Genomic DNA, 13,918 nt, shown 5'->3' on the forward strand with positions numbered 1-13,918 from the left:
TAGGCCCAATGGTCGACCCCGAGTGCACTCTGCTGGGCCAAGTGGGGGATGGTAGAGAACAGTCAGGGCACCTCGAAGAAGAGGCACTACGTCGGTGAGGGATGACGTGAGCGACAACTCTGTAGTACTGCGGTACGGCGATGGCGAGTACACCTACCCGGTGATCGACAGCACCGTCGGTGACAAGGGCTTCGACATCGGGAAGCTCCGGGCCCAGACCGGTCTGGTGACCCTCGACAGCGGATACGGCAACACCGCCGCCTATAAATCCGCGATCACCTATCTCGACGGTGAGCAGGGCATCCTCCGGTACCGCGGCTACCCGATCGAGCAGCTGGCCGAGCGTTCCACCTTCACCGAGGTGGCCTACCTGCTGATCAACGGCGAGCTTCCGACCGTCGACGAGCTCTCCACTTTCAAGAACGAGATCACCGGGCACACGCTGCTCCACGAGGACGTCAAGCGTTTCTTCGACGGCTTCCCGCGTGACGCCCACCCGATGGCGATGCTGTCCTCCGTGGTCAGCGCGCTGTCGACGTTCTACCAGGACAGTCACAACCCGTTCGACGAACAGCAGCGCCACCTGTCGACGATCCGGCTGCTCGCCAAGCTGCCGACCATCGCGGCGTACGCGTACAAGAAGTCGATCGGCCACCCGTTCGTCTACCCGCGCAACGACCTCGGCTACGTCGAGAACTTCCTGCGCATGACGTTCTCCGTGCCGGCGCAGGAGTACGACCTCGACCCGGTCGTCGTCGCCGCGCTGGAAAAGCTGCTCATCCTGCACGCGGACCACGAGCAGAACTGTTCGACGTCCACCGTGCGTCTGGTCGGCTCCTCGCAGGCGAACATGTTCGCCTCGATCTCCGCCGGTATCTCCGCCCTGTGGGGCCCGCTGCACGGCGGCGCCAACCAGTCGGTCCTGGAGATGCTCGAGGGCATCCAGGCCAACGGCGGCGATGTCGACTCCTTCATCCGCAAGGTGAAGAACAAGGAGGACGGCGTCCGCCTGATGGGCTTCGGCCACCGGGTGTACAAGTCCTTCGACCCGCGCGCCAAGATCATCAAGGCCGCGGCGCACGATGTCCTCTCGGCCCTCGGCAAGGACGACGCGCTGCTGGACATCGCGCTCAAGCTGGAGGAGCACGCGCTCTCCGACGAGTACTTCGTCTCGCGCAACCTCTACCCGAACGTCGACTTCTACACGGGCCTCATCTACCGGGCCATGGGCTTCCCGACCGAGATGTTCACGGTCCTGTTCGCCCTCGGCCGGCTGCCGGGCTGGATCGCCCAGTGGCACGAGATGATCAAGGAGCCGGGATCGCGCATCGGCCGCCCGCGCCAGATCTACACCGGCGAGGTCCTGCGTGACTTCGTGCCCGTCGAGGCTCGCTGATCCTCGGCCGGGGGTCCGGGGGCTGTTCCCCGGGCCGGCGCAGTACCGGCGAGGTCCCGCGTGACTTCGTCCCCGTCGAGGCCCGCTGAGGTCTCGCGCCGTGCACCTCGCGCTGCGTGACCGCACACCATGCAGCGCACCCCCCGCGTCGAGCGGGAGCAGAAGTGAAGAGAAAGCGGAAAGCGCCCCGCTGCCAGTCCCCCCACGGGCCGGCAGTCGGGGCGCTTTCCTTTTTCCCGGTGCGGATTCCCCCCACGGGATCCGTCCGGGCGTCTACGGTGCGGTCTGCCGGGACGCGTACACGGGAGGGCCGCTCAAGCTCTCCGTGGCACGTGTCCCGGCCAACGCGGTCGGGTCCGTCCCCCAAGACGGCCCCGGTCAACACAGAAACGCCCCCCAAGACGTTCCTGCATCGCCTCCTTAGACTCGCGAGAACCTCAAATGGTTACGTTCAGATCACTGTGATCTGCGTCTCTTGCATATGTCCTGATCGTGCGCAAGAGACCCCATATGTAGATCGAGGTTCGGACGTGAGAATGCTGCGGTTGTGATGTGAGGCGAATGTGAAGACCCCTTGATGATGGGCCAGACCAGGGGCGATGTGAAGTCCTTCCAGAAAAAGGGCCGCTCACCTTCAGGAAAACGTCCTCAGCCGGAGGCTGTTCGTCACGACGAACACGGACGAGAACGCCATCGCGGCGCCCGCGATCATCGGGTTCAGGAACCCTGCGGCGGCCAGCGGCAGCGCGGCCACGTTGTAGCCGAAGGCCCAGAAGAGGTTCCCCTTGATGGTGGCGAGGGTGCGGCGGGAGAGCCGGATCGCGTCGGCGGCCACGCGCAGGTCCGCGCGCACCAGCGTCAGGTCGCCCGCCTCGATCGCGGCGTCCGTGCCGGTGCCCATCGCGAGCCCCAGATCGGCGGTGGCGAGCGCCGCCGCGTCGTTCACGCCGTCGCCGACCATGGCGACGGTGCGCCCCTCGGCCTGCAGACGCCGGACGACGTCGACCTTCTCCTGCGGCAGGACCTCCGCGTACACGGCGTCCTCGGCGATCCCGACGGCCCGCGCCACGGACTCGGCGACGATCCGGTTGTCGCCGGTCAGGAGCACCGGCGTGAGGCCCAGGGCGCGCAGTTCGGCGACGGCCCGGGCGCTCGTCGGGCGGACCGCGTCGGCGACCGTGATGACACCCCGTGCCTCCCCGTCCCAGGCGACGGCGACGGCGGTGCGACCCGCGGCCTCGGCGGCGGTCTTGGCGGCGGCGAGCGCGGGCGGCAGGGCGATGCCGTGCTCGGCGAGGAGGCGCTCCCGGCCGACCAGGACGTCGTGCCGGTCCACCACGCCGCGGACGCCGAGCCCGGCGAGCGCGGTGAAGCGGGTGACGGCGGGCAGTGTGCCGGCCCGGTCGGCGGCGCCCTTCGCGACGGCCCGGGCGACGGGGTGCTCGGAGGCGTGCTCCACGGCCCCGGCCAGCCGCAGCAGGGTCTTCTCCTCGACGCCCTCGGCGGCGTACGAGTCCTGGAGCGTCATCCGGCCGGTCGTCACCGTGCCGGTCTTGTCGAGGACGACGGTGTCGACGCGCCGCGTGTTCTCCAGGACCTCGGGGCCCTTGATGAGGATGCCGAGCTGAGCGCCGCGGCCGGTGCCGACCATGAGCGCGGTGGGCGTCGCAAGGCCGAGCGAGCAGGGGCAGGCGATGATCAGGACGGCGACGGCCGAGGTGAACGCGGCGGTCACCTCGCCGGTGGCGAGCAGCCGGCCGGCGAACGTGCCGAGCGCGATGACGAACACCACCGGCACGAACACGCCGGCGATCCGGTCGGCGAGGCGCTGCACCTCGGCCTTGCCGGTCTGCGCGTCCTCGACGAGGCGCGCCATGCGGGCGAGCTGGGTGTCGGCGCCGACGCGGGTCGCCTCGACGACGAGCCGGCCGCCGGCGTTCACGGTCGCGCCGGTCACGGCGTCGCCGACGGCCACGTCCACGGGCACGGACTCGCCGGTGAGCAGGGCGGCGTCGACGGCTGAGGCCCCCTCGACGACGGTGCCGTCCGTCGCGATCTTCTCGCCGGGCCGCACGACGAACCGGTCGCCCGGCCTCAGCCGCCCGACCGGCAGGCGCACTTCCGCGCCCGAGGCGTCCAGCACGGCGACGTCCTTGGCGCCGAGTTCGAGCAGGGCGCGCAGGGCGGTGCCGGCGCGGCGCTTGGAGCGGGCCTCCAGATAGCGGCCGAGCAGGATCAGGGTGACGACGCCCGCGGCGACTTCGAGGTAGATGGTGGAGGCGGCGTCGGTGCGGTCGACGGCGAACGTGAATCCGTGCCGCATCCCGATCGTCCCGGCGTCGCCCAGGAACAGGGCCCACAGCGACCAGCCGAACGCGGCGAGCGTCCCGACGGAGACGAGCGTGTCCATGGTGGCGGCGCCGTGCCGCGCGTTGGTCCAGGCGGCCCGGTGGAAGGGGAGTCCGCCCCAGACGGCGACGGGGGCGGCGAGCGTGAGGGAGAGCCACTGCCAGTTGTCGAACTGGAGGGCGGGCACCATTGCCAGGAGGACGACGGGCAGGGAGAGCAGCGCGCAGACGACGAGCCGCCGGCGCACAGGGGCGGTGGGGTCGGGCTCGGCGCCGGTCCAGGACCCGCTCCCGGCTTCCGTGCGGTCCTCGTCCGGGGGGTCGTCGCCGGCCCTCTCCGGACCGTCCGCGGCGGCTTCGACCGGCTCCTCCCGGATGATCGGCTCCGCCGTGTATCCGAGCTTCTGCACCATGGCGACCAGGTCGGCGACCTCGACCCCGGGCGCGTACGCGACCTTCGCCTTCTCGGTCGCGAGATTGACCGTCGCCGTCACGCCGTCGAGGCGGTTGAGTTTCTTCTCGATACGGGCCGAGCAGGAGGCGCAGGTCATCCCGCCGACGGCGAGCTCCACTTCGGAGAGCGGCCCGGCCGTGGTGTCCGTGGGCGTGGTCATCGCGGTTCTTTCCAGGGGCGTACGGGACTACCGCCGAGCGTACGACCACCGGCGCCGGGCCGTGACGGGCGGCCCGGCGCTCCCTGAGGTCTCAGGCCCTGCCGGCCAGCTCGTAGCCCGCCTCGTCGACGGCGGCCCGGACTTCCTCCTCGTCGAGGGGCGCCGCGGAGACCACGGTCACCTGACCCGTGGAGGCCACGGCCTTCACCGACATGACGCCCGCCAGCCCCGAGATCTCGCCCGACACCGCGCCCTCGCAGTGGCCGCAGGTCATGCCGGTCACCTGGTACACGGTGGTGACGGCTCCCTCGGCGCTCCCGGCGGTGTCCGAGTGGCACGAACCGCTGGGCGAGCAGCAGGAACCGGTCGACTCGGTGCCGATCTGGGGGAGCTCGGTCTGGGCGCTCATGTCGTTCTCCTTGTCGAAGGCCGCGTGCGTCCCGGTCTGCGCAGGCGTGCGGCGTACCGTGCGAGTGAGGAGCCGGGGCGTCCCCGGGACCTCCTGACACTCACGACTGTATACCCCTAGGGGGTATTTCTCCAAGAGGGATCGCGGCGGGCGAGCGAACGTACCCAGGCGATCCCCGCGAGCGAGATGATCACGAGACCGCCCACCGAGAAGAACGTGAAGAGGTACTTCTGGGTGTCCGTCGGCTGCGGGATGCGGCCCGCGGCGAAGAGTGAGAGGGGCAGGTCCGTGGCGGTGAGCCGGGCGACGATCCAGATCGCGAGGCCGTGCATGGAGTCCCACAGAGCGTGCAGCAAGGAGACGCCCAGACAGGTGAGCACCACCGGCGCCGCGAGGCGATAGCGCCCGTTCGGCCTGCGGAAGGCCAGCAGGACGGCGCCGGAGATCGCCGTCCACAGCCCGTGCCCGAACGGTGCGAGCAGCCCGCGCAGCACCTCCGTCTCCAGGAGCGAGCGCAGGTCGATGCCCTGCATGCCGACGGCCGCGTCGAACGCGTAGCCCGCGCTCTCGAAGGCCGCGAAGCCGAAGCCGACGGACGCGCCGAGGACGAGTCCCGCCCGCGGCCCGCGTACCCGCGGCTGTGTGCGCAGCATGTACATCAGGGCGGCGAGCTTGACCGCCTCCTCGATCAGGCCGACCCCGACGAACATCCACAGCGAGGGGTGCAGCAGGTGGTACTCCATGACCGAGGCGCCGAGCACCCCGAGGATGCCGCCGACGACGAAGCTGCCGAGCATCAGGCTCACGCCCAGGTCGCGCGCGTGACGCTCGTACGCCCACAGCACGAACGTGCCCGGGACGAGGAAGCTGCCGAGCAGGATCAGTGTCGGCAGGAGCGTGGTGTTCCTGGTCGCGTAGGTGACGACGGCGGTCAGGGTCCACAGGGCGAGTCCGCCCCACAGCCAGTGCTTCCACAGTCCCGCCCGGATCCGCGGCACGGACGACGGGGGCCGCTTGGGGCCGGGGATGCGGGCTCGGGGCGCGCGGGGCGGCTGTGCTTGGGTCACGGCAATTCCCTCTGAGTGGGGAAGATTTGTGACGGAGTTTACGTAGATACGCATTTTGTCGCACCGTGAGTTGGTGCGGGGGCAGGGTCCCGGTGTCCGGGCCGGGGGCTACGTTCGTCCGGTCGGGTGACCGTCAGGGTCTTTCGTTCGGTGGAAGTGAGGCGCGAGGGCGATGCGGGCTGTGGTGTTCGAGAAGTTCGGGGAGCGGGCCGAGGTGCGGGAGGTGCCCGATCCGGTGCCGGCGCCGCACGGCGTGGTCGTACGGGTCGAGGCGACGGGCCTGTGCCGCAGCGACTGGCACGGCTGGATGGGCCACGACCCGGACATCCGCCTGCCGCACGTACCCGGGCACGAACTCGCCGGAGTGGTGGAGGCGGTGGGCGCCGATGTCCTGGACCGGCGGCCGGGCGACCGGGTCACGGTCCCGTTCGTGTGCGCCTGCGGCACCTGTGCGTCCTGCGCGGCGGGCGACCACCAGGTGTGCGAGCGCCAGACGCAGCCCGGCTTCACGCACTGGGGCTCCTTCGCCGAGTACGTCGCCCTTGACCACGCCGCCGTGAACCTGGTGGACGTGCCGGACGAGTTGTCGTTCGCGACGGCGGCGGGCCTCGGCTGCCGTTTCGCGACCGCGTTCCGCGCCGTGGTCGCGCAGGGCCGGGTCGCCGCCGGGGAGTGGGTCGCCGTGCACGGGTGCGGCGGCGTCGGCCTGTCCGCCGTGATGATCGCGGCGGCGAGTGGCGCGCGGGTCGTCGCGGTCGATGTCTCGCCCGCCGCGCTGGACCTCGCCCGCACCTTCGGCGCCGCCCACTGCCTGAACGCCTCCGAGGTGCCCGATGTGGCCGCTGCCGTACGGGAGTTGACCGGCGGCGGGGCGCACCTGTCGCTCGACGCGCTCGGCTCACCGGTCACCTGTGCCGCCTCGGTGGGCGGGCTGCGGCGGCGGGGCCGCCATGTGCAGGTCGGCCTGCTGCCGCGGGACCCGGTCGTGCCCATGGGCCGGGTGATCGGCCTCGAACTCGAACTCCTCGGCAGCCACGGGATGGCCGCGCACGCCTATCCCCGGATGCTGGAGATGGTCCGCGCCGGGGTCCTGCGACCGGACCTCCTGGTCACCTCCACGATCACGCTGGACGCGGCACCCGCAGCGCTCGAGGCGATGGGGGCGGCGCCCGGCGCGGGCGTGACGATCATCGAACCGTGGGCGTGAGATTCCTGAGCCTCGGTCAGGGCCGCCCCTGATGCTCCGCCCACTCCGGGGCGAGGACCGACATCAGCGTCGAGTCGTACCACTGGCCGTCGCGCAGTACCGACTGCCGGGCCACGCCTTCCTCGACGAAGCCCACCTTCTCGTAGACGCGGCGGGCCCGGTGGTTGTGGCTGAAGAGGTCCAGGGCGATGCGGTGCAGGCCCAGGCGCTCGAAGCCGTGGCCGACGATGAGGCGGACCGCCTCCGTGCCGAGGCCCCGGCCGCGGCCCTCGGGGCCGACGAGCGTGCGGAACGTGCAGCTGCGGTGCTCCGGGTCCCAGTCGTACAGGACGACCTCGCCGACGAGCCGGCCGGTGGCGCGGTCGGTCACCGCGAGGTCGAGGCGGTCGTCCTGGGCGCTGCGTGAGCCGTACCAGGAGCGCAGGGAGTCCACGGTGAGCTCGTTCGACGGGTCGCCGGTGAAGCGGCGGACCTCCGGGTCGTCGATGATCTCGGCCATCGTGTCGGCGTCGGCGGCGGTGAACGGCCGCAGGACGGTCTTCTCGCCGGTCAGTACGGGCTTGGCGGAGAAGCCGGCCGCCAGGGGTTCTCGGGTCATCCGGGGATTGTCCAAAGGGGCGGCCGCGCGGGGCAATCGAATAACTGGGGCGCCGCCCGGCACGGTGGCATGCGTGCGGGGCGGCGCCGGTGCGACGGAGGGTGGTGGTCACTGCTTGAGGCCGCGGTTGCGGGGGCGGGAGGCGACCCAGGCGTGGACGGTGTCCGCGTACCAGTACGGCTTTCCCGACTCCACGTGGTCGGGCGGGGGCAGGAGGCCGTGCTTGCGGTACGAGCGCACGGTGTCCGGCCGGACCCGGATGTGAGCGGCGATGTCCTGGTACGACCAGAGCCTTCGGTCGGTCATCTGTGGCTCCTTGCTGCGGGTGCCGCAGCGGCGGCTCGGGGTGGCCGTCGGGGGAGCTGCGGCGCGAACGCTGGCGATCAGTCAGCGTGTGCCCGGACAACGACCCGCCCAGAGCGGAGGCGAGGGGCTGTCGACGGGGTGTGACGCAAGACCCGCGTATACGGGACATGTGTGACAGGAAAGGGGTGTTTGTGACGCGAGTGACGCATTGGCGGCACAGGGAAGGCGCGTACGCGGGCGTGACCGTTCGCCCGGTGGCGCCTCCTCCTACACCCCGCACGACCTCAGATAGCCCCTGGTGCGGCGGGCGATGGGCAGCGGACGGTCCGGCTCGCACGGGTACATGTCCTGCTCGACGATCGCGAAGAGATCGACGTCGAGGCGCTGCGCGGCCGCGATGACGGGCTCCAACGCGGGCTCCCCGGCCGGGGGTTCGCACATCACGCCGCGCGCCACGGCGGGCCCGAACGGGACCCCGCCCGCGCGGACCCCGGCGAGCACGGCCGGGTCGACCTGCTTGAGGTGGAGGTAGCCGATGCGCTCGCCGTACGTCTCGATGAGCTTGACGCTGTCGCCGCCGCAGTACGCGTAGTGGCCCGTGTCGAGGCAGAGGGAGACGAGGTCCTGGTCCGTGGAGTCGAGGAAGCGGGCGACGTTCTCCTCGGAGTCGATGTGCGTGTCGGCGTGCGGGTGGACGACGGTCCGCAGGCCGTACCGCTCACGGACCTCGTGGGCGAGCCGCTCGGTCTGGGTGGTCAGGTCGCGCCACTGCGCCGCCGTGAGCGAGGAGTCCTCGATGACCTCGCCCGTCTTGTCGTCGCGCCAGAACGCGGGGATGACGACGAGATGCCCGGCGCCGGTCGCGCGCGTGAGTTCGGCGATGGCCGAGACGTGCTCCCACGTCGCGTCCCAGACGCCGGGGCCGCGGTGCAGGCCCGTGAAGACCGTGCCGGCGGAGACCTTCAGGCCGCGCCGTCCGGTCTCCTCCGCGAGCACGTCCGGGTCCGTGGGCAGATAGCCGTACGGGCCGAGCTCGATCCACTCGTAGCCCGCCTCGGCGACCTCGTCGAGAAAGCGCCGCCAGGGGACCTGGCGGGGGTCGTCGGGGAACCACACGCCCCAGGAGTCGGGTGCCGAGCCGATGCGGATACGGGGTGACATCGTCGTCATGGAACCAGCCTTCAGGGCGCCGGAGACGGGTGTCAAGACGTGGTCCGAATGTCCGGACAAAATGTTGACAGGGTCTTGAGGCAGGGCTAGACCTGAGCCTGAGACCGCCGAAGGGGCGCGCGCCCCGCCGAAGGGAATCCGTATGCAGCCCAGTCCCGGCGAGCCGTACGACCTGATCACCATGGGCCGGATCGGCGTGGACCTCTACCCGTTGCAGACGGGCGTGCCGCTGGCGGAGGTGAACACGTTCGGCAAGTTCCTGGGCGGATCGTCGTCGAACGTCGCGGTGGCGGCGGCCCGGCTCGGGCGCCGCACGGCGACGGTCACCCGCACCGGGGCGGACCCCTTCGGGGAGTATCTGCACCGCCAGCTGCGGGAGTTCGGTGTCGACGACCGCTGGGTCACCCCCGTGCCGGGCCTGCCGACGCCCGTCACGTTCTGCGAGGTCTTCCCGCCGGACGACTTCCCCCTCTACTTCTACCGCCGGCCCAAGGCGCCCGACCTGGAGATCCACACCGCCGAACTCGACCTGGACGCCATCAGGGCGGCCCGGGTCTTCTGGGTGACGGGGACCGGGCTGAGCGAGGAGCCGAGCCGCTCGGCGACCCTGGCCGCGCTGGCGCACCGGGCGAAGGCCGGCATCACCGTCTTCGACCTCGACTGGCGGCCGATGTTCTGGGAGGACCCGGAACAGGCCAGGCCCCACTACGCCGAGGCCCTGCGCCACACGACCGTCGCCGTCGGCAACGTCGACGAGGTCGAGATCGCCACCGGCGAGCGCGAACCGGCCGCGGCGGCGCGGGCGTTGCTCGCCGCCGGGGTGCGCCTCGCCGTCGTCAAACAGGGCCCCAAGGGCGTACTCGCCATGGCCGCGGACGGCAGTTGCGCGGAGGTGCCGCCGCTGCCCGTCGACGTCCTGAACGGGCTCGGCGCGGGCGACGCGTTCGGCGGCGCCCTGTGCCACGGACTGCTCGCCGAACGGGAGCTGGAGGACGTCATGAGGTTCGCGAACGCGGCGGGCGCGATCGTCGCGTCCCGCCTGGAGTGCTCGTCGGCGATGCCGACCCGCGACGAGGTAGAGGCCGCACTCACGGCGGGAGAGGTCCGATGAGCCGGGCGGGCCGGGTCGGCGGGAGCAGCCCGGGACACGTTCCCGCGCGGGGCGGCCGGGACATGAGCGTCGATCCCCTGAAGCTGGTGCGACTGCGGGCCCACCACCCCGAGGCCGTCGCCGAGGCGGCGGCGCGGCGGCCGCGCAGGCCGCTGATCGCGCACGAGGCCGGGCGCCTCCTGATCGTCGCCGCCGACCACCCCGCGCGCGGCGCCCTCGCCGTGGGGGAGCGGCCCTTCGCCATGGCCGACCGCGCCGACCTCCTCGGACGGCTCTGCCTAGCCCTGTCGCGGCCCGGTGTCGACGGGGTCCTCGCCACCGCCGACATCCTCGACGACCTGCTTCTGCTCGGCGCGCTCGACGGCAAGGTCGTCCTCGGCTCGATGAACCGCGGCGGGCTCGCCGGGGCCTCCTTCGAACTTGACGACCGGTTCACCGGACACCGGCCCGCGGACCTGCACCGGCTGCGGTTCGACGCCGGCAAGCTGCTCCTTCGTATCGACTACGACGACCCGGGATCGCTGCGCACCATGGAGTCCGCGGCCCGCGTCGTCGACGAGATGGCCGAGCTGCGACTGCCCGTGTTCGTCGAGCCGTTCCTGTGTCACCGCGATCCGGCGAGCGGGGCCCTGCGCAGCGACCTGGGCGCCGAGGCCGTCACCACGTCCATCGCCATCGCCTCCGGCCTCGGCGGCAGCTCCGCGTACACCTGGCTCAAGGTGCCCGTCACCGACAACCCCGACGACATGGCGCGCGTCATGGAGACGTCGACGCTGCCCGCGGTGCTGCTCGGCGGCGATGTGGGTGACGACCAGGACGCGGCGTACGAGAAGTGGCGGCACGCGCTCCAACTGCCCACCGTGCAGGGCCTGGTGGTGGGGCGATCGCTGCTCTACCCGGCCGACGGTGACGTGGCCGGCGCGGTCGACAGCGCCGCGTCGCTGCTGTAGGAGGGGACGGTGACGAACGACAGGGACCTCATGAACCCGTACCTGCCCCGGGGGAGCGCCGCCGACGGGCCCTACACCCTGGCCGTCGGCCCGGAGCGGGCCGGCTGGTCCCGCGCGGGGCTGCGAGTGATCGAACTGAGGCCCGGACAAACCCACGATCTGGACACCGGTGCGAGTGAATGGATCGTGCTGCCCCTGACAGGTGGTTGCACGGTGCACACGGGAGGCCGGATCATCGAACTGCTGGGCCGGGAGAGCGTGTTCGGCGGGGTCAGCGACTTCGCCTACGTGCCCCGCGACGCCCATGCGCAGATCGCCTCCGGCGCGGGAGGCCGCTTCGCCCTGGCAGGAGCGAAGTGCGAGCGTAAGCTCCCCGCCCGCTACGGCCCCGCGCCGGAGGTTCCCGTCGAGCACCGCGGCTCCGGCACCAGCGCCCGCCAGGTGCGCAACTTCGCGTCCGCCGACGCCTTCGAGTGCGACCAGCTCATCGCCGTCGAAGTGATCACGCCCGGCGGGAACTGGTCCTCGTACCCGCCCCACAAGCACGACGAGCACCGGCCGGGCGTCGAGACCGAGCTGGAGGAGATCTACTACTTCGAGATCGAGGGGCCCGGCGGGTACGGGTACCAGCGCGTCTCGCCGTCCAGGCCCGGCGGCACCGACCTGCTCGCCGAGGTCCGTACGGGCGACGCGGTCCTCGTCCCCGACGGGTGGCACGGCCCGTCGATCGCGCAGCCGGGACACACGATGTACTACCTGAACGTGATGGCGGGACCGGGCGAGGAGCGGGAGTGGCGGATCTGCTTCCACCCCGATCACCTGACGGAGGGATACCGATGACGCGGCTCACCACAGCACAGGCCCTCGTGCGGTTCCTGTCCCGGCAGTACACCGAGCGCGACGGCGAGCGGCGCCGCCTGATCGACGCGATGTGGGGCATCTTCGGGCACGGGAACGTCGCCGGGATCGGCCAGGCACTCCTGGAGTACGCCGACGACATGCCCTACCACCAGGGCCGCAACGAACAGGCCATGGTGCACGCGGCCGTCGGCTTCGCCCGGCAGAGCGGCCGGCTCGCCGCGCAGGCCGTGACCACGTCCATCGGGCCCGGCGCCACCAACCTCGTCACCGGCGCCGCCCTCGCCACCATCAACCACCTGCCTGTCCTGCTGCTGCCCGGCGACACCTTCGCGACCCGGCCCGCCGACCCCGTGCTCCAGCAGCTCGAAGTCCCCTACGCGGGTGATGTGTCGGTCAACGACTGCCTGCGCCCCGTCTCCAGGTACTTCGACCGGATCACCCGGCCCGAGGCCCTGATCCCGGCGGCCCTCGCCGCGATGCGCGTCCTCGCCGACCCGGTCGACACGGGCGCGGTCACCCTCGCGCTGCCGCAGGACGTGCAGGCCGAGGCGTACGACTGGCCCGACGCCTTCTTCGACGAGCGGGTGTGGGGCGTGCGCCGGCCCGCGCCCGACCCGCGCGAGCTGGACGAGGCCGTCCGCGCGGTGCGCGCCGCGCGCAGGCCGCTGCTCGTCGCGGGCGGCGGCGTGCACCACAGCCGGGCCGAGGAGGCGCTGAAGGAGTTCGCGGATGCGACCGGGATCCCCGTCGCCTCCACCCAGGCCGGCAAGGGCTCCCTGCGCTGGGACCACCCCGCGGACGTCGGCGGCATCGGTCACACCGGCACCGCGACCGCGAACGAACTCGCCCGCACCGCCGACCTCGTCATCGGCGTCGGCACCCGCTACACCGACTTCACGACCGCGTCCGGCACCCTCTTCGGCTCCGGCCGCGTGCGCTTCCTCAACCTCAACATCGCGGCCTTCGACAGTCACAAGATGGCAGCCCTGCCGCTGGTCGCGGACGCCCGCACCGGCCTGGAACAGCTCACGGCCGGGCTCCGCGGCCACCGTGCGGAGCCCTCGTACGTCATGGAGTACAGCGACGACAAGGAGCGCTGGGAGTACCGCGTCGACGCCTGCTTCACGGCCGACGACGACCTGGCGCACCCCACCCAGCCCCAGGTGCTCGGCGCGCTCGACGAACTCGTCACCGAGGACGACATCCTGATCAACGCGGCCGGTTCGCTCCCCGGCGACCTGCACAAACTGTGGCGGGCCCGGTCCCGTGACCAGTACCACGTCGAGTACGGCTACTCCTGCATGGGCTACGAGATCCCGGCCGCGATCGGGGTCGCGCTCGCCGCGCCGGGCCGTCCCGTGTGGGCGCTCGTCGGCGACGGCACGTATCTGATGATGCCCACCGAGATCGTCACCGCCGTCCAGGAGAACATCCCGGTCAAAGTGGTCCTCCTGCAGAACCACGGGTACGCGTCCATCGGCGGGCTCTCGGCCTCCGTGGGCGGCGAGGGGTTCGGTACGGGCTACCGCTTCCCGGCCGCCGACGGCACGTACACGGGCGCCCCGCTGCCCGTCGACCTCGCGGCGAACGCGGCCAGCCTCGGCATGACGGTGCTGCGCGCGAAAACCGTCCGTGATCTGCGGGAAGCCCTCGCGGCGGCGCGTGCGGCGGACGGTCCCACATGTGTCTACGTGGAGACCGAAACGGCAGACACAGTGTCGGGCGCGCCCCCCGCGCAGGCGTGGTGGGATGTGCCCGTGGCCGAGACAGCGACCCGACCGTCGGCGGTCAAGGCCCGCGAGGAGTACGACCGGCACGTCACCGCTCGGCGCCGCCGGCTGTGAAAGAACGCGAAAAACCCGAAACACCCGTAGGACCCCA

At 71.7% G+C, this 13,918-nt stretch carries 12 protein-coding genes; 6 read left to right on the forward strand and 6 right to left on the reverse strand.

Translation table 11 applies throughout. The features are described 5' to 3' along the window. Window positions 1-106 precede the first annotated feature (106 nt). Window positions 107-1,396, forward strand: coding sequence for a citrate synthase (locus tag OG758_RS30790; RefSeq protein WP_326712911.1), 1,290 nt, complete (start codon window positions 107-109; stop codon window positions 1,394-1,396). A 634-nt stretch (window positions 1,397-2,030) separates the two neighbouring features. Here OG758_RS30790 and OG758_RS30795 read toward each other — a convergent pair. The 3 genes from OG758_RS30795 to OG758_RS30805 form a co-directional block, all read right to left on the reverse strand. Beyond that, window positions 2,031-4,358 (reverse strand): heavy metal translocating P-type ATPase, encoded by a 2,328-nt coding sequence (locus tag OG758_RS30795; protein ID WP_326712912.1) that lies wholly within the window; start codon window positions 4,356-4,358, stop codon window positions 2,031-2,033. A gap of 91 nt (window positions 4,359-4,449) precedes the next feature. Next, window positions 4,450-4,767, reverse strand: coding sequence for a heavy-metal-associated domain-containing protein (locus OG758_RS30800; RefSeq protein ID WP_326712913.1), 318 nt, complete (start codon window positions 4,765-4,767; stop codon window positions 4,450-4,452). A 116-nt stretch (window positions 4,768-4,883) separates the two neighbouring features. Next, a complete protein-coding gene (locus OG758_RS30805) occupies window positions 4,884-5,834 on the reverse strand; it encodes a PrsW family intramembrane metalloprotease (protein WP_326712914.1) in 951 nt (316 codons plus the stop codon). Window positions 5,835-6,006: 172 nt separating this feature from the next. On the opposite strand from OG758_RS30805, the gene OG758_RS30810 reads away from it, so the two are divergent. Further along, a complete protein-coding gene (locus tag OG758_RS30810) occupies window positions 6,007-7,041 on the forward strand; it encodes a zinc-dependent alcohol dehydrogenase family protein (RefSeq protein WP_326712915.1) in 1,035 nt (344 codons plus the stop codon). 16 nt (window positions 7,042-7,057) lie between these two features. Here OG758_RS30810 and OG758_RS30815 read toward each other — a convergent pair whose 3' ends face one another. The 3 genes from OG758_RS30815 to OG758_RS30825 form a co-directional block, all read right to left on the reverse strand. After that, entirely contained in the window at window positions 7,058-7,639 is a 582-nt protein-coding gene (locus OG758_RS30815; protein ID WP_326712916.1) for a GNAT family N-acetyltransferase, read from the reverse strand. Window positions 7,640-7,747: 108 nt separating this feature from the next. Further along, window positions 7,748-7,945 (reverse strand): helix-turn-helix transcriptional regulator, encoded by a 198-nt coding sequence (locus OG758_RS30820; RefSeq protein WP_326712917.1) that lies wholly within the window; start codon window positions 7,943-7,945, stop codon window positions 7,748-7,750. Between the two features lie 267 nt (window positions 7,946-8,212). Then, entirely contained in the window at window positions 8,213-9,115 is a 903-nt protein-coding gene (locus OG758_RS30825; protein WP_326712918.1) for a sugar phosphate isomerase/epimerase family protein, read from the reverse strand. 142 nt (window positions 9,116-9,257) lie between these two features. On the opposite strand from OG758_RS30825, the gene iolC reads away from it, so the two are divergent. The 4 genes from iolC (at window position 9,258) to iolD (ending at window position 13,881) form a co-directional block, all read left to right on the forward strand. Continuing rightward, the gene (iolC, locus tag OG758_RS30830) at window positions 9,258-10,226 is read left to right on the forward strand and encodes a 5-dehydro-2-deoxygluconokinase (protein WP_326712919.1); all 969 of its coding nucleotides are present in this window, start codon (window positions 9,258-9,260) and stop codon (window positions 10,224-10,226) included. Between the two features lie 62 nt (window positions 10,227-10,288). Continuing rightward, window positions 10,289-11,176, forward strand: a complete 888-nt coding sequence (locus OG758_RS30835; RefSeq protein ID WP_326712920.1) for a Cgl0159 family (beta/alpha)8-fold protein — start codon at window positions 10,289-10,291, stop codon at window positions 11,174-11,176. 30 nt (window positions 11,177-11,206) lie between these two features. Beyond that, complete coding sequence (gene iolB, locus OG758_RS30840) at window positions 11,207-12,016, forward strand: 5-deoxy-glucuronate isomerase (protein ID WP_326716092.1); 810 nt, start codon at window positions 11,207-11,209, stop codon at window positions 12,014-12,016. Beyond that, window positions 12,013-13,881 carry a 3D-(3,5/4)-trihydroxycyclohexane-1,2-dione acylhydrolase (decyclizing) gene (gene iolD, locus OG758_RS30845; protein WP_326712921.1) on the forward strand — a complete coding sequence of 623 codons (1,869 nt, stop codon included), beginning with the start codon at window positions 12,013-12,015 and terminating at the stop codon, window positions 13,879-13,881. Before iolB ends, iolD begins: the two co-directional genes overlap by 4 nt. The last annotated feature ends 37 nt before the right edge of the window (window positions 13,882-13,918 follow it).

The organism is Streptomyces sp. NBC_01474 (assembly GCF_035918215.1).
GTDB classification, from domain to species: Bacteria; Actinomycetota; Actinomycetes; order Streptomycetales; family Streptomycetaceae; genus Streptomyces; species Streptomyces aureus.